This window comes from Bradyrhizobium sp. JR4.1, assembly GCF_040548605.1.
Lineage (GTDB): Bacteria > Pseudomonadota > Alphaproteobacteria > Rhizobiales > Xanthobacteraceae > Bradyrhizobium > Bradyrhizobium canariense.
The window spans coordinates 54,630-70,887 of sequence record NZ_JBEPRY010000030.1; the positions used below are offsets into that span (position 1 = coordinate 54,630).

20 protein-coding genes and 1 pseudogene are annotated in these 16,258 nt (G+C 62.8%); 11 read left to right on the forward strand and 10 right to left on the reverse strand.

The window, feature by feature from the left end; translation table 11 throughout:
- The first annotated feature begins 78 nt into the window (after positions 1-78).
- Positions 79-852, forward strand: coding sequence for a DUF2189 domain-containing protein (locus ABIB90_RS36165; RefSeq protein WP_354169344.1), 774 nt, complete (start codon positions 79-81; stop codon positions 850-852).
- Positions 853-879: 27 nt separating this feature from the next.
- On the opposite strand, the gene ABIB90_RS36170 is transcribed toward ABIB90_RS36165, so the two are convergent.
- Positions 880-1,071 carry a hypothetical protein gene (locus ABIB90_RS36170; RefSeq protein WP_219683727.1) on the reverse strand — a complete coding sequence of 64 codons (192 nt, stop codon included), beginning with the start codon at positions 1,069-1,071 and terminating at the stop codon, positions 880-882.
- Entirely contained in the window at positions 1,071-1,877 is an 807-nt protein-coding gene (locus ABIB90_RS36175) for a transglutaminase-like domain-containing protein (RefSeq protein ID WP_354202469.1), read from the reverse strand. The genes ABIB90_RS36170 and ABIB90_RS36175 overlap by 1 nt, the downstream gene beginning before the upstream one ends.
- 392 nt (positions 1,878-2,269) lie before the next feature.
- Between ABIB90_RS36175 and ABIB90_RS36180 the strand changes: the two genes are divergently transcribed.
- Entirely contained in the window at positions 2,270-2,449 is a 180-nt protein-coding gene (locus tag ABIB90_RS36180) for a hypothetical protein (protein WP_035995268.1), read from the forward strand.
- Between the two features lie 18 nt (positions 2,450-2,467).
- On the opposite strand, the gene ABIB90_RS36185 is transcribed toward ABIB90_RS36180, so the two are convergent.
- From ABIB90_RS36185 to ABIB90_RS36195, 3 genes are read right to left on the reverse strand one after another with little or no spacing between them, the layout of a single operon-like run.
- A complete protein-coding gene (locus ABIB90_RS36185; protein ID WP_007596644.1) occupies positions 2,468-2,980 on the reverse strand; it encodes an SRPBCC family protein in 513 nt (170 codons plus the stop codon).
- Positions 2,977-3,447 (reverse strand): SRPBCC family protein, encoded by a 471-nt coding sequence (locus ABIB90_RS36190; RefSeq protein WP_354202470.1) that lies wholly within the window; start codon positions 3,445-3,447, stop codon positions 2,977-2,979. The genes ABIB90_RS36185 and ABIB90_RS36190 overlap by 4 nt, the downstream gene beginning before the upstream one ends.
- A complete protein-coding gene (locus ABIB90_RS36195) occupies positions 3,440-3,754 on the reverse strand; it encodes an ArsR/SmtB family transcription factor (RefSeq protein WP_219683740.1) in 315 nt (104 codons plus the stop codon). The genes ABIB90_RS36190 and ABIB90_RS36195 overlap by 8 nt, the downstream gene beginning before the upstream one ends.
- 116 nt (positions 3,755-3,870) lie before the next feature.
- Here ABIB90_RS36195 and ABIB90_RS36200 point away from each other — a divergent pair, with 116 nt between their 5' ends.
- Genes ABIB90_RS36200 through ABIB90_RS36210 form a run of 3 tightly spaced genes read left to right on the forward strand, consistent with a single transcriptional unit; the run spans position 3,871 to position 6,529 of the window.
- Entirely contained in the window at positions 3,871-5,319 is a 1,449-nt protein-coding gene (locus ABIB90_RS36200) for an LVIVD repeat-containing protein (protein WP_354202471.1), read from the forward strand.
- A gap of 2 nt (positions 5,320-5,321) precedes the next feature.
- Positions 5,322-5,864 (forward strand): hypothetical protein, encoded by a 543-nt coding sequence (locus ABIB90_RS36205; RefSeq protein WP_354202472.1) that lies wholly within the window; start codon positions 5,322-5,324, stop codon positions 5,862-5,864.
- 44 nt (positions 5,865-5,908) lie between these two features.
- Positions 5,909-6,529, forward strand: a complete 621-nt coding sequence (locus tag ABIB90_RS36210) for a LysE family translocator (protein ID WP_007596634.1) — start codon at positions 5,909-5,911, stop codon at positions 6,527-6,529.
- 11 nt (positions 6,530-6,540) lie between these two features.
- Here ABIB90_RS36210 and ABIB90_RS36215 read toward each other — a convergent pair whose 3' ends face one another.
- Positions 6,541-7,347 carry an N-formylglutamate amidohydrolase gene (locus tag ABIB90_RS36215; protein ID WP_007596632.1) on the reverse strand — a complete coding sequence of 269 codons (807 nt, stop codon included), beginning with the start codon at positions 7,345-7,347 and terminating at the stop codon, positions 6,541-6,543.
- A 91-nt stretch (positions 7,348-7,438) separates the two neighbouring features.
- Here ABIB90_RS36215 and ABIB90_RS36220 point away from each other — a divergent pair, with 91 nt between their 5' ends.
- The gene (locus ABIB90_RS36220; protein ID WP_354202473.1) at positions 7,439-8,350 is read left to right on the forward strand and encodes a transglutaminase family protein; all 912 of its coding nucleotides are present in this window, start codon (positions 7,439-7,441) and stop codon (positions 8,348-8,350) included.
- Positions 8,351-8,440: 90 nt separating this feature from the next.
- Entirely contained in the window at positions 8,441-8,839 is a 399-nt protein-coding gene (locus tag ABIB90_RS36225) for a gamma-glutamylcyclotransferase family protein (protein ID WP_035993593.1), read from the forward strand.
- Here the strand turns inward: ABIB90_RS36225 and ABIB90_RS36230 are convergent.
- The 3 genes from ABIB90_RS36230 to ABIB90_RS36240 form a co-directional block, all read right to left on the reverse strand.
- Positions 8,836-9,399 carry a chlorite dismutase family protein gene (locus ABIB90_RS36230; RefSeq protein ID WP_354202475.1) on the reverse strand — a complete coding sequence of 188 codons (564 nt, stop codon included), beginning with the start codon at positions 9,397-9,399 and terminating at the stop codon, positions 8,836-8,838. The genes ABIB90_RS36225 and ABIB90_RS36230 overlap by 4 nt on opposite strands.
- Positions 9,400-9,469: 70 nt before the next feature.
- Positions 9,470-9,709: a BrnA antitoxin family protein gene (locus tag ABIB90_RS36235; RefSeq protein WP_245285940.1), complete on the reverse strand. Its 240-nt coding sequence runs from the start codon at positions 9,707-9,709 to the stop codon at positions 9,470-9,472.
- Positions 9,710-9,734: 25 nt separating this feature from the next.
- Positions 9,735-10,046 carry a BrnT family toxin gene (locus tag ABIB90_RS36240; RefSeq protein WP_354202476.1) on the reverse strand — a complete coding sequence of 104 codons (312 nt, stop codon included), beginning with the start codon at positions 10,044-10,046 and terminating at the stop codon, positions 9,735-9,737.
- 159 nt (positions 10,047-10,205) lie between these two features.
- Between ABIB90_RS36240 and dnaG the strand changes: the two genes are divergently transcribed.
- The 4 genes and pseudogenes from dnaG (at position 10,206) to ABIB90_RS36260 (ending at position 15,832) form a co-directional block, all read left to right on the forward strand.
- A complete protein-coding gene (dnaG, locus tag ABIB90_RS36245; RefSeq protein ID WP_354202477.1) occupies positions 10,206-12,218 on the forward strand; it encodes a DNA primase in 2,013 nt (670 codons plus the stop codon).
- A gap of 377 nt (positions 12,219-12,595) precedes the next feature.
- Entirely contained in the window at positions 12,596-14,746 is a 2,151-nt protein-coding gene (gene rpoD / locus ABIB90_RS36250) for an RNA polymerase sigma factor RpoD (protein WP_007596618.1), read from the forward strand.
- A 208-nt stretch (positions 14,747-14,954) separates the two neighbouring features.
- Positions 14,955-15,302 (forward strand): annotated as a pseudogene (locus ABIB90_RS36255) (DUF262 domain-containing protein); the annotation flags it as partial.
- A 155-nt stretch (positions 15,303-15,457) separates the two neighbouring features.
- Positions 15,458-15,832: a thiol-disulfide oxidoreductase DCC family protein gene (locus ABIB90_RS36260; protein WP_354202487.1), complete on the forward strand. Its 375-nt coding sequence runs from the start codon at positions 15,458-15,460 to the stop codon at positions 15,830-15,832.
- Positions 15,833-15,850: 18 nt separating this feature from the next.
- Here ABIB90_RS36260 and ABIB90_RS36265 read toward each other — a convergent pair whose 3' ends face one another.
- On the reverse strand, positions 15,851-16,087 hold the full coding sequence (locus tag ABIB90_RS36265) for a hypothetical protein (protein ID WP_007596614.1): 237 nt from the start codon (positions 16,085-16,087) through the stop codon (positions 15,851-15,853).
- Between the last annotated feature and the right edge of the window lie 171 nt (positions 16,088-16,258).

A 16,258-nucleotide genomic window follows, 5' to 3' on the forward strand; every position in this document is an offset into this window, starting at 1 on the left:
GCGCTGGCCGCGGGGACGCTAAGATCAAGGTCAATCCGCGCGCGACGGAGATCGCGCCGGCCAACGAGGAGGTAGCTGATGTCCATTTCGGGCAAGGTCGATCCGGTGGTGCGTCCCGTCGCGGCGACCGACATCGCCGAGGCGCTGGTCGAGGGCCTGCGTGATTTCCAGGCGCTGCCGCTTTACGGCCTTTGCTTCGGTGCGCTCTACGCCGCCGGCGGCATCGCCATCATACTGTGCTTCACGGCGTTCGGCATGGTCTATCTGGTCTATCCGCTGGCCGCCGGTTTCGCGCTGCTCGGGCCATTCGTGGCGATCGGGCTCTATGAAGTCAGCCGCCGCCGCGAACGCGGCGAGCCCGTCTCGCTTGGCGCGATCTGGTCGGCCGTGCGCGCGCGCAGCGAGATCGGCTGGATGGCCTTCGTCACGCTGTTCGTCTTCGTGGTCTGGATGTATCAGGTGCGGCTTCTGATCGCGCTGCTGCTTGGCCTGCATGCCTCGTTCTCGAGCCTGCAGGAGTTCATGACGGTGGTGCTGACCACGAATGAAGGCCTGCTTTTCCTCGGCATCGGCAACGCGGTCGGCGCGGTGCTGTCGCTGATCCTGTTTTCGCTGACCGTGGTGTCGTTTCCGCTGCTGCTCGACCGCGAGGTCGATTTCGTCACGGCGATGGTAACGAGCGTGCGCGCGGTCGTGGCCAGCCCGCTGCCGATGATTGGCTGGGCCGCGGTGATCGTGATGGTCCTGATCGTCTCGGCGCTGCCGTATTTTCTGGGGCTGGTGGTGACGTTGCCCGTGCTCGGGCACGCGACCTGGCATCTTTATCGGCGGATCGTGGTGCCGGTGGCGTAGCAGGAAGCCGAACGCAACGGCAGCGAGCTATTCACCCGATGCCAGCCGACGCTCGCCGGATGAGGTCAGTTCGAGTTCGCCGAGGCGCCTGATCGCATAACCGAGGTTGGTCAGGCGCTCGCCGTGCGCTTGCGGAATTTCGCCTTGTACCTTGCCCTTGCCGATCTCGGCCAAGGACGCAAATTCATCGGCGCTGAGCGCAACGCTGTTGTCTGTCATCAGGCAACCTCGTCGGTCCATACTTTGAAATTGAGCAGCTTATTCGGACCGAAGGTCTGGGTGATCGGGACGTCCGCGGCATCGCGTCCTTGTGCGATCAGCACGCGGCCGATCCGCGGCGTGTTGTTGCGGGGATCGAACATGTGCCAGCTTCCACCGAGATAGGCCTCGAACCAGCCGGCGAAATCTCCCGCGGCCCAGGGCTTCGGCGTGCCGATGTCGCTGAGATAGCCGGTGCAGTAGCGCGCCGGAATGTTCATGCAGCGGCAGAACGAGATGGCAAGATGAGCATAGTCGCGGCACACGCCCTTGCCTTCGTCGTAGGCCTCCCGCGCCGTCTTGGTTGCGCGCGCGTGCTCATAGCCGAAAGCGATGTGACGATGAACGAAATCGCAGATGGCCTGCACCCGCGCCCAGCCTGGCGGCGTGTGCTCGAACAGTTTCCATGCGATATCCGACAGGCGATCGGTCTCGCAATAGCGACTGCCGAGCAGATAGACGAGCGTGTCGGTCGGCAGCGCCTCGACGGCGTGCTGAGCCGCGTTCGGGAACACCGGGTCGGGCAGGCCGCTGTCGCTCACGACGCCGTCGCCGGCAAGCCGAAAGGCGCCGGCCGGCGCCACGATGCGGCTGCACCAATTGCCGAAGAGGTCGCGATAGGGAGTGATCGGAACCGAGGGTCTGGTGGTCATCAGGTCGGGCACGATGACATCGGAGGCGCGCGTGAAGTGCGTGCCCAATACCATGATCATGGGCGTGGGCTGCGGGAATTCGTACAGCATCTCAAACCCGACGCGGAGCTTCATACGTTTTTCCCTTGGCTAAGCTCCCAACATGGCTACGAAGCGGCCGATCACAAGGCTTTGACGGCTTATTCGCTCGCGCGCGGCATTTGGCACTTCAAAAGTGCGGCACTGGTGAGAAAACGATAGCTAATTGCGGCGATTGCGCGCACGGTGCGGGAATGTCGAAAGATCTGTCGTTTCTGCGCCTATGCAGCGCCACGACTATTCGCGCGACGTGAAGCGCCTCATTCCCTCGCACCGGCGGAGCCGGCTCATCGCGACGTCGCAACAGCGGTCGTCGCGCATATTGCCCGCTCCAGCGGGTGAGTTGGACGCGGCAGCCTCGTGCCGCAGACGCCTGAAGGTTTCACCGCGATTCGATCATGAGATCGAACGCCAACCGAAAGCACCCGATGCAAGCTCTCTCCCCACGGCACGTCAAGACAGAAGAAGCGCTCCGGCTCGGCGTCGAGTCGGGCTGGTACGCGATCAAGGTCAGCGGGACCTTTGTCTCGGGCCCGCACGGCTCGGAAGCGGATTGCAGTCGCAAGATCGACGAAATCAATCCGCCTCCGGTGAAGAAGAAGCGATGACGGGGCGGAATTCGTCCGCTACGGCGTCTTGATACCCATCGCCTTCAACGCTTCCAGCATCTGCACCGGCGGCGCCATCTTGATCTGCGGCGCCTTGCCCGTTTCCAGCAGGCTCTTCAGCCCCGACAGGATTGCGGGCCAGCCGGTGCGGCCGCCGGAGAGGATGTCGTCGCTGAGCGGACGGTCGTGACGTTCGCTCATGGTGAGGCGGACGGCCTCGCCGGCTTGTTCGATCTCATAAGTGACAAGCGTGGTGCCGAGCTTCGCGACGAGGTCGGGCCAGTTGACGTTCCACGTCACCGTCAGCTTGGTCGGCGGATCGTATTCGAACACGTCACCCGAGATGTGTTCCGACCCGTCAGGCGCGCGGACGATGAATTTGCCGCCGAGTCTTGGCTCCATCTCAACCGCAAAGCCGGAAAAGTATTTGCGGCTGAACTCGGCGGAGGTCAGCGCCTCCCACACCTTGTCCGGCGTCGCGGCGATGTAAATCGTGTAGACGGTGAGCGGCTTGAACTGATCGAGGTTCATTTTGCATCGAATCCCTTGTTGAGGGCTGCACGCGGAATGGCCAGCACTTTGCCGCTTTCCAGCAGGCTCTTGAGACCGGACAGGATCGCCGGCCAGCCGTTGGAAACGGCGCCGAGATATTTGCCGCCTTCGACGAAGCCGTCATGCAGCACCGTCAAACGCACGAGCGAGCCGAACGGTTCGATGGTGAACACGACGCGCGAGATCGGCTCACTGCGCAGCTCCTCATATTTCTCATGCTTGAAGCTGTAGGACAACCGCCGCGGCGGATCGGCTTCGAGGATCTCGCCGGAATCCGTGGTCTCGCCATCCAGCAGCAGCGCGAAAGGGGAGCCGATTTTCCAGTCGGATCTGACCTCGGCGCCGAACCAGTATTGCTTGCTGAACTCGCTTGATGTCAGCGCCTCCCACAGCCTCGTTGGCGTGGTCTCGATGTAGGTGACATAGACGAATTGCGGCTTACTCATCACGCTTCTCCAACTGGCGTTTCAACTCGCCGAGTGCGGCGAGCTTGCCGCGCTCGAATTTCTTGATCCAGCGTTCGCCGATCTGATGGATCGGAACCGGATTGAGATAGTGCAGCTTCTCGCGGCCGTGCCTGATGGTCGTGACCAGATTGGCGTCTTCCAGAATGGCAAGGTGCTTGGTCACCGCCTGGCGCGTCATCGCGAGGCCTTCGCAGAGCTCGTTCAGCGTCTGGCCGTTCCTGGTGTGAAGCCTGTCGAGCAGCGACCGTCGTGACGCATCGGCGAGCGCTTTGAAGACCTCATCCATGGCGGCGATAATAGGCAACCAAATGGTTGCCTGTCAAGATGGTCTCTTTGGCGCCAGCAAATGGCTGTGCTAGCGTCAACGCTCAGCCAACACAGATTGGTTCCGGGAGGACTTTGATGTTCCGTTGGGTCCCGCTTGCGATAGGCCTCGCCGTTTCTGCCTGCAGCATCGCGGCACAGGCACAACAGGAGCAGACCATCGGCGCGCCGCCTGAAGCTTCCAACATGAAGCTGGTCGGTGTGAGCGACCTTCAGGCGCGCAGCGCGTATCAGCCGACCATTCATCACCAGGGCGACCGCTGGATCGCCTATATCGGTCATCACGGCGGCACTGACGATGTGCCCGCGCCCGTCAATCCGATGACGGGGCAGGCCGAGCCGAACGGAACCTCGATCGTCGACGTCACCGATCCCGCGAAGCCAAAGTATCTGCGGCACCTGCCGGGGCAGGAAGGCAAGTATGAATCTGGCGGCGCGCAGATGGTGCGGGTCTGCGACGCCAAATCGCTGCCGAAAGGGGATTCCAATGCGGTCTACATGCTGCGCACTTTCGGTGGTCAGGCGCATGAGATCTGGAACGTCTCCGATCCCGCAAGCCCGGTGCTCATCACGCGCATTGACGGTCTGAAGGACACGCACAAGAGCTGGTGGGAGTCCGACACCGGCATTGCCTTCCTGGTCTCGGGCGCGCCGGACTGGCGCACGCGGCGCATGACGCAGGTCTATGATCTCAGTGATCCCGCCCATCCACAGAAGATCAGGGATTTTGGCCTGCCCGGTCAGGAGCCCGGTTCGACCGGCCCGGTGCCGACCGAATTGCATGGACCGATCTCGACCGGGCCCAACGGCAATCGTGTCTTTTTCGGCTACGGCACCAACAAGGGCGGCATCCTGCAGATCGTCGATCGCGACAAGCTCTTGAACGGGCCGAAGGAGCCGACGCCGGACAATCTGCGTTTTCCGGAGATTTCGCGCCTGCCGATGTCCGCCTTCAACGGCGCACACACCACGTTTCCGATGCTCGACATGCCGGTTGCGGAATTTGCCGAGGACAAGGACGGCAAGACCCGAGACATCGTCATGATCGTCGACGAGGCGATCCTCAACGAATGCGGCGAGGCGCGGCAGATGGTCTGGTTTGCCGACGTCACCACCGAGACGCGGCCGATGATGATCTCGAGCTACACCGTGCCGGAGGCGAGCGGACAGTTCTGCCAGCGCGGCGGCCGCTTTGGTTCGCATTCCGCGAACGAGAGCATGGCGCCGGTCTATTACAAGAAGATGGCTTTCATCGCCTTCTTCAATGCCGGCGTGCGCGCGCTCGACATCCGCGACCCCTATCATCCTAAGGAAGTCGGCTACTTCATTCCGTCGATCACGAGCGCGACCGACAAGCGCTGCATCCCGATCGAGGGCGGCCAACGCTGCAAGGTCGCGATCCAGACCAACAATGTCGAGACCGACGACCGCGGATATGTCTACATCGTCGATCGCGCCAATACCGGCCTGCACATTCTCGAATTGACCGGATCCGCGCGCGCCGTCGCCGGTCTGCCGAAGACCTGACGATGCGGCGTGGGGCAGCGTTAGCAGCAATGGTGATCGCACTCGGTGTGTCCGGGGTCGCGACCTATCAGCTTGCGCCGGCACCCGCCGAAGAGACGGCGCGCTGGCGCGAGATCGCCTGGCCGTTCCCGCGCGACGGCTGGCCGTCCGGGCGCGCGTTCCGTTGCGATGGCGCCTGCGCCGGCACTGAGCTGTACCTGCGCGCAAAACGCGGCTTTTGCAGCTGTGACCGCGGTGTCGCCGATGACGACGAGGTCGATCGTGTTGCGGATATCGATCTGATCAGCCCGCGCTTTGCGGCCGTCGCGCCGGGTGAGGAAGTTGGCATTGGAGCGATGCGCGGCCGTGCCAGGCGCTATGATCTGGACAGGCCCGACCACACTCGTCACGCCGCGCTCGGCATCGCCGTCTCACGGGGCTGCGATCTCTTCGTTGCGGCTGCGCAGGGAAGCCGGGGAACAGGCGTGATGCAGCGCGCGGTGCTCGTGTTCCTGCAGACGCCGGAGATGAAGACGTGGGTGACGGCTGCGCTGGACGGAAACTGAGGGTCATGCATTAATGTCCCAAACCGCTCTCAGCGAGTCCTCCCATGATGTCTCTGCAAGCCTATCTCGCCTTCCTTGCCGCCTGCATCGCGCTCGCGCTGCTGCCGGGGCCGATCGTCACCCTCGTCATCGCCAACGGGCTGCGTCACGGCACGCGTGCGGCGCTGACCAATGTGGCCGGTGCGCAGGCCGGCCTCGCCATCGTCATCGGCATCGTCGCGGTCGGCCTGACCTCACTCATGGCGACCATGGGCTACTGGTTCGACTGGGTGCGCTTTGCCGGCGCCGCCTATCTGGTCTGGCTCGGCATCAAGCTGATCTGGGCGCCGGTCGAGGGCGTCAAGGTGGACGAGCCGCCGGCGCCGCCGCGCGGCGGATTCTTCCTGCAAGGTTTCCTGGTGCTGCTGTCGAACCCGAAAGTGCTGGTGTTCTTCGGCGCCTTCATCCCGCAGTTTATGGACATGAACCGCGACCACTTCCCGCAGGTCGCGCTGCTGGGAGCTACCTTCATGGTCACTGCGGTGATGACGGACGCGCTCTACGCCATCGCCGCCGGGCGTGCCCGAAAGTTCTTCTCGGCTCGCCGCACCCGCATGATGTCGCGCATCTCCGGCGGCTTCATGATCGGCGGCGGCATCTGGCTGGCGCTGACCAGGGCGAAATAACCGCCATCGGGCTAATCGACCAGCCTCGCCGCCCGCAGCTCCAGCTCGATCTCCGCGAAAATCCGCGCCAGCCGCTCGGCCCATTGTTGCTGGCCGGACTGGTCGGCGATCAGATCCTGGCGGATCTCGATGCCGGTGTTGACGAGGCCGCGGGCTTCGCCATGCACGGGGATGGTGTAGTCGGTGAGGTCGTTCACCGCATAGGGTTCGTTATCGCCGACGACGAGATCGCCCTCGCTGCGCAGATGCTTGAGCAGCAGCTGCGGCAGCACGGTGTCGCGATTGTAGAGCGCGCCGATGTGCCAGGGACGCGCGACGCCGGCGTAAACGGGGGTGAAGCTGTGCAGCGACACCAGCACCGTCGGCCGCTTGTCGTGCACGCGGCGGTCGATCGCGGCATCGATACGGCGGTGATAGGGCTCGAAAATCTCGCGCCTGCGCGCTTTGCGCTCCTGCTCCGAAATTCCCTCGTTGCGCGGGATCGCGGTTGCTTCGGAAATCACGGGGATCGAGCTCATGGCGGCCGGCGGCCGGTTGCAGTCGATCACCAGCCGCGAATAGCGCTGCGCGATCAGATGTGCGCCCAGCATCTCTGCCAGCCGGTCGGCGACCCCCGCGATGCCGATGTCCCAGGCAATGTGCCGCGTCAGCTCGCCTCCCGCGACGCCCAGATCGCCAAGCGTACGCGGCAGGACCCGTCCGTAGTGGTCCGAGGTGAGCAAAAAAGGCGATGTCCCTTGCGCGTTCACCTCGTGCACGGGGGGGACGTCACCCTCGCTGAGGAGTTGATTGGTCGCCTCGATTGTGTCTAAAGCCATCCTGATTGCCTAATGAAACAGCAGTCACCCCAAAGAATCGGGCTGGATTGCTATAGATTGGTCCGCCCGACATCACCATGATTGCCTGACGATGCCGCTGCTGACGATTCATCACAAGACCGAATATCGCTACACCCGCCCTGTGGCGTTCGGCGAACACAGGATCATGCTGCGTCCCAGCGACGGGCATGATCTGCGCGTGCTCGACTCCAGGCTCGAGATCTCGCCCGAGCCGATGTCGCTGCACTGGATCCACGACGTGTTCGGCAATTCGGTCGCGATCGCGAATTTCGACGAGCGCGCGGACACGCTGGTCTTCGACTGGCACGTCACCGTCGAGCACAATCCGGTCGAGGAGTTCGCGCTGACGCCGGACGACTCGGCCTATTTCTATCCGTTCGCCTATGACGACGAGGAATTTCCCGACCTCGTCCACTACATCACGCCGCAATATACCGATCCCGATGGCGAGATCGCGGAATGGGCGCGCGGCTTTCTCGACGAGGACGCGCCGACGCCGACCTTCAAGATTCTGAGCGGCATGACCCACGGCATCCGCGAGCGGTTTAAATACCGCAAGCGCCACGAGTTGGGCACGCAGCATCCGCTCGACACCTTGCAGTCCGGTAGCGGGACCTGCCGCGATTACGCGCTGTTCATGATCGAGGCGCTGCGCCATCTCGGCATCGCCGCACGATTCGTCTCCGGCTACATCTTCCTGCCGGAGGATATCGCGCAGCGCCATGTCGGCGGTGGTTCGACGCATGCCTGGGTCCAGGTCTACCTGCCGAGCGCGGGCTGGATCGAATTCGATCCGACCAATGGCATCGTCGGCACCCGCGATCTCATCCGCGTCGCGGTCGCCCGCGATCCGCGCCAGGCGATCCCGCTTCACGGCGTCTATATCGGCCCAGCGGGCGCGTTCGATGCCATGGACGTGACCATCAGGGTGGTGTCGGACGAGCAACGCAGCGGCGAGGAGCTGGAAGCCGAAGTTTCGTAGACGCTCACCGCCGTCGTCCTGGCGAAAGCCAGGACGACCATGGAATGTGTGGCGCTGTCGCTCTGCATCATTCGCAGCTATAGAGCCCGCATGATCTCCAATCGTCTTTTCGTCTACGGCACGTTGATGCGCGGCTTCGACCATCCGATGGCGCGGCTGCTTGCCGGGCACGCGGATTTTCTGAGTGAAGCGACCTGCCGCGGCCGGCTCGTTCTGGTGAAGCATTATCCGGGGCTGCTGCTCTCCGATGTGCCGTCCGACCGCGTCCACGGCGAACTCTTCCACCTGCGCGTACCCGACGAGCTCCTGCGCGAGCTCGACATGTACGAGGCCTGCGGTGAGGGCTTTCCCGAGCCGACCGAATATCTGCGCCGGCTGGTCGACGTGACAGGCGCGGACGGGGTGACGGCACCGGCCTGGACTTACATCTACAACTGGCCCGTCACCGATCTGCCGCGCATCGAATCCGGCCGCTTCCTCGATCACTAGGCCGAAAGCACTTCCTTCACCGCGCGCACGTCGACCTCGCGCTCGACATAGGTCCACTCCTCGGTCCGCCGGAGCATCGCGACCAGCTCCTCGAACAGCGAGGCGTGCGCGGGCGCGAATTCGAACCAGGTTAGGAAATCGAAGGGCCCGCCAAGGTCGTGGCAATGATAGAGCTGCCGCGCAATCGCAGGCAGGAAGCGCAGGCTGCTCGCGATGTGATGCGACTTGTCTTCAAATATCCTGCGGCGTTCTTCCTGGGTCAGATCCCACCAGGCCTGCGACTTGCGGATCGGGATCAGCGCGGCGCTGGTTGCTTCCAGCCGGCCGAGGCCGGCCTGCATGGCAGTGAGCTGCTCCTTCTCGCCGCGCTCGGTGTAGCGCAAGCTGCTCGCGACACCGACCAGCCGCCAGGCATTGCGCGAGGGCACCAGCGGCAGCGCGATGGCCTCGCTGTCGGTGACCGACAGCGCCGGCATGAAGGCGAGGGGCTCGCCCGTCACCGGCGAAATCGAGGTGATGCGCCAACCCCCACTCTGGCCGCCTCGGAAGGTCCTGAACATGGCCCATGGAAGCGTGGAACCGGGGCGGGTTCAAGGCTTCTGTCACGAGCCTCCGAAGATATTCTCCGGATCAAGCCCGCTTCTTCGGCTTCGACTTCTGCTGCATGAAGGAGCGCAGCACCGCATTGATGCGCCGCTGATAGCCCTCGCCATCGCGCTTGAAGAAGTCGAGCACGTCCTCGTCGAGGCGGATGGAGATCGCCTTCTTCCTCGGCGGCATCACCAGCACGGCGTCCGACCAGTCGACGTCCTTGAACTCCGCCCAGTCGGGATCATTTGCGATCGAGGCTTCCAATTCCTCGTCCGTCATTGCATCGACACGGGCCCAATCGCTATTACCCTTGCGGCGATCTCCCCATCGACGCTTCACGATATGCTCTTTTTTCATCTGGCCTCGGACGTCGCGCTGAAATGATACGGATCGCTTTGTCTCTTCGCGTGAAGATCACTGTCAGAAGTCGGTCGTCGAGTTTTCCGATCGCGATCCACCGCTCTTCGTCGTTGCGATTCGACCGTTTGATGACGACACGTTCGTAGAAGACCTGACTGGCATCGTCGAAGCTGATGCCATGTTTGATCGGATTAGTCCGGTTCTTCTCTTCGTCCCATTCAAACCCGGCAGACGCGAGAGAGCTGAAATCCGGCATCAGTTTCTCTGTATATACAATCGTATTTTTGGATTATCAAGCCTGTGGATATGGACTGAACATATCATGAACATTAAATAAGGCGTTGAAGCAAGGCCGGCGTTCGCCTTTCTGAGGTGGGCGCTTCACGCGGCCGAGCTGACAGAGTTCCATTCCGCCATGCGCTTCACGCCCCAATTCCTCGACGAGCTGCGTGCCCGGCTTTCGGTCTCCGAAGTCGTGGGCAAGCGCGTCAAGCTGAAGAAGGCGGGGCGGGAGTGGAAGGGACTGTCGCCGTTCCAGCAGGAGAAGTCGCCGTCGTTTTTCGTCAACGACCAGAAGGGTTTTTACCACGACTTCTCCTCGGGCAAGCACGGCGACATCATCAGCTTCGTGATGGAGACCGACGGCCTGCCGTTCGCCGAGGCCGTGGAGCGGCTCGCCAATATGGCGGGCCTGCCGCTGCCCGCGGTGACACCGGATGCGGCGCGTCAGGAGCAGCGGCGCCGCTCCCTGCATGACGTCATGGATCTCGCCGCGAAGTTCTTCGCCGAGACGCTGGCCTCGCGCGTCGGCGCCAAGGCGCGCGGCTATCTCGCCGATCGTGCGATCTCGCCGGCGACGCAATTGCAGTTTCGGCTGGGCTATGCGCCGCCCGATCGCTTCGCACTGAAAGAGCATCTCGGCAAGCTCGGCGTCTCCGTCGACGACATGATCGAGACCGGCATGCTGGTGGCCGGCAACGACATCCCGGTGCCCTATGATCGCTTCCGCGACCGCGTGATGTTTCCGATCACGGATTTGCGCGGCCGCGTCATCGCCTTTGGCGGGCGCGCGCTGGAGAAGGACGTTCCGGCCAAGTACCTGAACTCGCCGGAGACGCCGCTCTTCCACAAGGGCGACAATCTCTACAACCACCAGACCGCGCGCAAGGCCACCCATGACGGCAGCGCCCTCGTCGTGGTCGAAGGCTATGTCGACGTCATCGCCATGGTCACCGCGGGCTTTGCCGGCAGCGTGGCGCCGCTCGGCACTGCACTCACCGAAAACCAGCTCGCGCTGCTCTGGAAGATGGCGGACGAGCCGATCCTCTGTTTCGACGGCGACCGCGCCGGCCAGAAGGCGGCTTATCGTGCCGCGGATCTCGCCTTGCCGTTCCTCGCGCCGGGCAAGAGTCTTCGTTTCGCGCTGCTGCCGGAAGGGCAGGACCCCGACGATCTCGTGCGCTCCGGCGGTCGCGGTGCGATCGAGGAGGTGATCGCGGCGGCGCGTCCGCTCGCCGAGATGATCTGGTCGCGCGAGCTCGAAGGCGGCAATTTCGCCACGCCCGAGCGCCGTGCCGCGCTGGAGGCGCGCATCAAGGAGCTCTCCAACGGCATCCGCGACGAAGTGGTGCGGCGCTATTATCGGCAGGATCTTGCCGAGCGGCTTCAGCGCGCCTTTGCCCCCGAAGGCGGGCGCGGCGGCTTTGGCGGCGGCCGTGGTAATTTCCGCCCCGGCTCGGCCGGTCGTCAGTTTCAGCCCCGTGGTGGGGGAGGCGCGAATCGATTCGGCAATCAGGGATTTGGAGGCCGCCGCGGCCCGCCCGGTCCGATCCAGCTGCCCTCCGGGCCCTACCAAGCGGCGAGCGCGCAGCTCGCCGCAAGCCCGATCATGCGCGGCCAGCGCAGCGCCATCTCCCGCCGCGAGGCCCTGATCCTGCAAATCCTGATCAACCACCCCTGGCTGCTGCACGATCACCTCGAGGAAGTCGCGGCCCTGGAGCTCGCCCATCCCGAGGTCCATAAGCTCCGGGCCGGCATCATCGCCGCTTTTGCCAACGACCATCACCATTCGCCGGACCCTGGCGAGCTCGCCGAGAAAATGCGCAGCGACCTCGAGAAGGGAGGTTTTTCTCAGGCTCTTCAAAGGGTTGAGGGCGGCATCACGACCGCGGCGGTGTGGGGCGCCCGCGAGGGCGCGGCACGGGACGACGTTCTCTCCACCTGGCATCAGCTGGTTGCCTTGCATCGGCAGTACCATTCACTACTTAGAGAGCTGAAGGACGCCGAGCTGGCCTTGGGGGAAGATCCCAGCGAGGCCAACATGGCGTGGCTGCGCGACGTCAAGGCTCGGATAGGCGAAGTCGATGGCACCGAGGCCCTCATCGAGGGTTTTGGCGAGCTGTCGGGTCGGTTCCAGAAGAGCGTGTGATGAAAGAATCATGCGGACGGCCGGGGCCGGAACCGCTAAAAGACTCGCCAAATCCGAGGTTTGGCGGCAAAAACAGGGTTAATCGAGGCTTAACGGTCTTGTAGCACTTTGGCCACCAGGCGGCCGCAGGCAGAACAGATGCGTCAGGAATGAATCCGCGCAATTGCTGTTGGCACTATACCTGCAACCGCTGCGACAAAGAGGCTCTACGAAGCGTTAGGCAAATCCGGCGAGTGAAAGGTCGGGGGTGGCGACAAGAGGTCCGCGCCGCCCTTTCCGTGTCGAGATCTGACGAAGCGAGAGCATCGAACAACAGGTTCAAGTGATTTCACGCGGGCGCGGCGAACGTCTGTGTGAAACGCGTTTAGGAGCAATGGATGGCCACCAAGGCAAAGACGCTGCAGGCGAAGGACAAGGAAAAAGACGACAAGGCAGCGGACGCGCCGGAGAAGGACTCCCAGGACGCGCCCTCGCCGTTGCTCGATCTGTCCGACGCGGCCGTGAAGAAGATGATCAAGCAGGCCAAGAAGCGCGGCTTCGTGACCTTCGATCAGCTCAACGAAGTTTTGCCGTCCGACCAGACCTCGCCCGAGCAGATCGAGGACATCATGTCCATGCTCTCGGACATGGGCATCAACGTCACCGAAGCCGACGATAGCGAAGGCGAGGAAGACAAGGACGAGAGCGGCGAGGACGAGACCGACAACGAGCTGGTCGAAGTCACCCAGAAGGCCGTCACCGAGGTCAAGAAGAGCGAGCCGGGCGAGCGCACCGACGATCCCGTGCGCATGTATCTGCGCGAGATGGGCACCGTCGAGCTGCTGTCGCGCGAAGGCGAAATCGCGATTGCGAAGCGCATCGAGGCCGGCCGCGAGGCGATGATCGCAGGGCTGTGCGAAAGCCCGCTGACCTTCCAGGCCATCATCATCTGGCGCGACGAGCTCAACGAAGGAAAAATCTTCCTTCGCGACATCATCGATCTCGAAGCCACCTATGCCGGGCCCGACGCCAAGGCCGGCATGAACAATGCGATGATCGCGGGTCCCAACGGTGAGACCGGTGAAGCGCCGGCCGAAGGCGGCCAGGTCACCGGCGCCGCGCCCGCGCATGTCGCGCCGCCCGCCGCACCGCCGTCGCCGACCCCGTTCCGCGCCGCGCCTGTGCCCGGCAATGCCGGCGAAGCCGCGAAGGATCCGGCGGAGTCCGCCGCCGAAGCCGACATGGACGAGGACGACGAGTTCGAGAACCAGATGTCGCTTGCGGCGATCGAGGCCGAGCTCAAACCGAAGGTCGTCGAGATCTTCGACAAGATCGCCGACAGCTACAAGAAGCTGCGCAAGCTGCAAGAGCAGGACATCCAGAACCAGCTCGAGAGCACCTCGCACGGCCCCTCGCTGTCGCCGCACCAGGAGCGCAAGTACCGCAAGCTCAAGGACGAGATCATCGTCGAGGTGAAGTCGCTGCGCCTCAACCAGGCGCGTATCGACTCACTGGTCGAGCAGCTCTACGACATCAACAAGCGCCTCGTCTCGCATGAGGGCCGCCTGATGCGCCTCGCCGACAGCCACGGCGTCGCGCGCGAGGACTTCCTGCGCAACTACACCGGCTCGGAGCTCGATCCGCGGTGGCTCAACCGTGTCTCGAAGCTGTCGGCCAAGGGCTGGAAGAACTTCGTCCATCACGAGAAGGACCGCATCAAGGACCTTCGCCACGAGGTGCATCAGCTCGCGGCCCTGACCGGCTTGGAGATCATCGAGTTCCGCAAGATCGTGCACTCGGTGCAGAAGGGCGAGCGCGAAGCCCGCCAGGCCAAGAAGGAGATGGTGGAAGCCAACCTCCGTCTCGTGATCTCGATCGCCAAGAAATACACCAACCGCGGCCTGCAGTTCCTCGACCTGATCCAGGAAGGCAACATCGGCCTGATGAAGGCGGTCGACAAGTTCGAGTACCGCCGCGGCTACAAGTTCTCGACCTACGCCACGTGGTGGATCCGGCAGGCGATCACCCGATCGATCGCCGACCAGGCGCGCACCATCCGCATTCCCGTGCACATGATCGAGACGATCAACAAGATCGTGCGCACCTCGCGCCAGATGCTCAACGAGATCGGCCGCGAGCCGACTCCTGAGGAATTGGCCGAAAAGCTCGGCATGCCGCTGGAGAAAGTGCGAAAAGTCCTCAAGATCGCCAAGGAGCCGTTGTCGCTGGAGACGCCCGTCGGTGACGAAGAGGATTCGCACCTCGGCGATTTCATCGAGGACAAAAACGCGATCCTGCCGATCGACGCCGCGATCCAGTCGAACCTGCGCGAGACCACCACGCGCGTGCTGGCCTCGCTCACCCCGCGCGAAGAGCGCGTGCTGCGCATGCGCTTCGGCATCGGCATGAACACCGACCACACGCTGGAAGAAGTCGGCCAGCAGTTCTCGGTGACGAGAGAGCGTATTCGCCAGATCGAGGCCAAGGCGCTGCGGAAGTTGAAGCATCCGTCAAGGTCAAGGAAGCTGCGGAGCTTCTTGGATAATTGATACACGCCATCATTCTTCGATTGTCCCTTCAATCCAATAACGGCGAGCCCGAAAGGCTCGCTTTTATTTTGCCCTCGGGCGAGGCCTTGCAAATACGACAATGATTGCGCAAAACTTGGTCCGCAACCACAGGGGGTGGTTGATGGCGATGTTACGCAAGATAACGGACCAAAGAGCAACGTTTGGAATACCTATCTGGGGGCAAGCAATGAAGATTACTCCGACGTCACTAACTCTAAACCAACTGTTTGGCTCAACAAACGAGCAGTATGTCATTCCTACATACCAGCGCAGATATTCATGGCATGAACGCCAAGTTGGGGAGCTTATCGATGACATCGTCGCAATAGAAAGCGGGGACACACATCTGCTTGGCAGCATCGTTTGCTTAGCGGGCCATCATAGAGCCGGCCTGAACCACCTCGAATTGGTCGATGGACAGCAGCGACTTACTACTGTGAGCATTATTCTGGAGTGCATCAGAGAGCGGCTTGAAGCAGAGGGGACACCGGATGAAGCATTCGAAATTGGCCAACTTCTAAACGCAAAGCCGCTCAGCGGACAGCACGTCAAAAAAATTGCGCTTGAATCGATTGATGCCGACGAATTTGCACAGCACCTACTTCATGGCGATTCAACAGGTGTCAAAAATCAGAATCTGGCTGGCGCGTTTAACTTTGTGCGCGGGCGTGTAATGCAACGAACAAAGAAATCGCCCATCTCACCGTCTGGTACAACACCCGCTGCCCTGTCTGCGATGCCGGCATCGACTGGCAGCGCAACAAGCTGCTCGCGTTGGTGCGCGCGGGCACGATCGAATTCAGGGATATCAACGAGCAGCCCGATGCGCTGGCGCACTTTGGCGCCACGCTCGACGATATCAGGCGCCGCCTGCATGCGACCGATGAGGCCGGCCGACTTATCGTCGGCGCGGATGTCGCGATTGCGCTGTGGAGGCTGACGCCGGGAGAGGGGTGGCTTGCGGGGTTGTTCGGCAATCGCGTGGCGCTGCCGTTCACCCGGTTCTTCTATGACCGGTTTGCCGATCTGCTGTTTGCCTGGAACAGGCGGGCCGGGCGCTGGTGAGCGCCTGCCTGGATCGGCCTATTTCTTCTTCGCGCCGACCCGCTCGAGGTTCTTGATCTCCAGCGCCGGGCGGCCGGATTTTTCGGCGATCTCGCGGTCCTGCTCCATGATGAAGGCGCGGGCCGGCTCGTCGCCGTCGAGGCCGCCGAGCAATTCGGCGGGCACGCGCCGGTTGGAGCGTTGGGAGCCGTCTTCATAGAAGACGTTGAAAAAGGCGAATTCGCCCTTGGGATTGGTTCCGGGTTTTTTGGCCATGGCCGGCTTTTCGTCGATCAGGGGGCCATAGTCAAATGACTTTGGCAGGTTTCCGGAGGCCGGCTGCGGACGCTGCTGCGGCAGAACTGGCTGGGCGATCGATCGACGAACCCGTTTGCGCGGCGCCTGGATGTCGGGTGGAAGCGTCCAGCGCTTCGTAAAACCCGATGC

Excerpts from the sequence above, each read along its gene's own strand:
- ABIB90_RS36195 (WP_219683740.1), bottom strand. The coding sequence starts at position 3,754 with ATGGATGAGGTCTTCAAAGCGCTCGCCGATGCGTCACGACGGTCGCTG.
- ABIB90_RS36210 (WP_007596634.1), top strand. The coding sequence starts at position 5,909 with ATGATGTCTCTGCAAGCCTATCTCGCCTTCCTTGCCGCCTGCATCGCG.
- ABIB90_RS36190 (WP_354202470.1), bottom strand. The coding sequence starts at position 3,447 with ATGAGTAAGCCGCAATTCGTCTATGTCACCTACATCGAGACCACGCCA.
- ABIB90_RS36230 (WP_354202475.1), bottom strand. The coding sequence starts at position 9,399 with ATGTTCAGGACCTTCCGAGGCGGCCAGAGTGGGGGTTGGCGCATCACC.
- ABIB90_RS36205 (WP_354202472.1), top strand. The coding sequence starts at position 5,322 with ATGCGGCGTGGGGCAGCGTTAGCAGCAATGGTGATCGCACTCGGTGTG.
- ABIB90_RS36265 (WP_007596614.1), bottom strand. The coding sequence starts at position 16,087 with ATGGCCAAAAAACCCGGAACCAATCCCAAGGGCGAATTCGCCTTTTTC.
- ABIB90_RS36170 (WP_219683727.1), bottom strand. The coding sequence starts at position 1,071 with ATGACAGACAACAGCGTTGCGCTCAGCGCCGATGAATTTGCGTCCTTG.
- ABIB90_RS36180 (WP_035995268.1), top strand. The coding sequence starts at position 2,270 with ATGCAAGCTCTCTCCCCACGGCACGTCAAGACAGAAGAAGCGCTCCGG.
- ABIB90_RS36225 (WP_035993593.1), top strand. The coding sequence starts at position 8,441 with ATGATCTCCAATCGTCTTTTCGTCTACGGCACGTTGATGCGCGGCTTC.
- dnaG (WP_354202477.1), top strand. The coding sequence starts at position 10,206 with ATGCGCTTCACGCCCCAATTCCTCGACGAGCTGCGTGCCCGGCTTTCG.
- ABIB90_RS36240 (WP_354202476.1), bottom strand. The coding sequence starts at position 10,046 with ATGCCGGATTTCAGCTCTCTCGCGTCTGCCGGGTTTGAATGGGACGAA.
- ABIB90_RS36175 (WP_354202469.1), bottom strand. The coding sequence starts at position 1,877 with ATGAAGCTCCGCGTCGGGTTTGAGATGCTGTACGAATTCCCGCAGCCC.
- ABIB90_RS36220 (WP_354202473.1), top strand. The coding sequence starts at position 7,439 with ATGCCGCTGCTGACGATTCATCACAAGACCGAATATCGCTACACCCGC.
- ABIB90_RS36165 (WP_354169344.1), top strand. The coding sequence starts at position 79 with ATGTCCATTTCGGGCAAGGTCGATCCGGTGGTGCGTCCCGTCGCGGCG.
- ABIB90_RS36235 (WP_245285940.1), bottom strand. The coding sequence starts at position 9,709 with ATGACGGACGAGGAATTGGAAGCCTCGATCGCAAATGATCCCGACTGG.
- ABIB90_RS36185 (WP_007596644.1), bottom strand. The coding sequence starts at position 2,980 with ATGAACCTCGATCAGTTCAAGCCGCTCACCGTCTACACGATTTACATC.
- ABIB90_RS36215 (WP_007596632.1), bottom strand. The coding sequence starts at position 7,347 with ATGGCTTTAGACACAATCGAGGCGACCAATCAACTCCTCAGCGAGGGT.
- rpoD (WP_007596618.1), top strand. The coding sequence starts at position 12,596 with ATGGCCACCAAGGCAAAGACGCTGCAGGCGAAGGACAAGGAAAAAGAC.
- ABIB90_RS36200 (WP_354202471.1), top strand. The coding sequence starts at position 3,871 with ATGTTCCGTTGGGTCCCGCTTGCGATAGGCCTCGCCGTTTCTGCCTGC.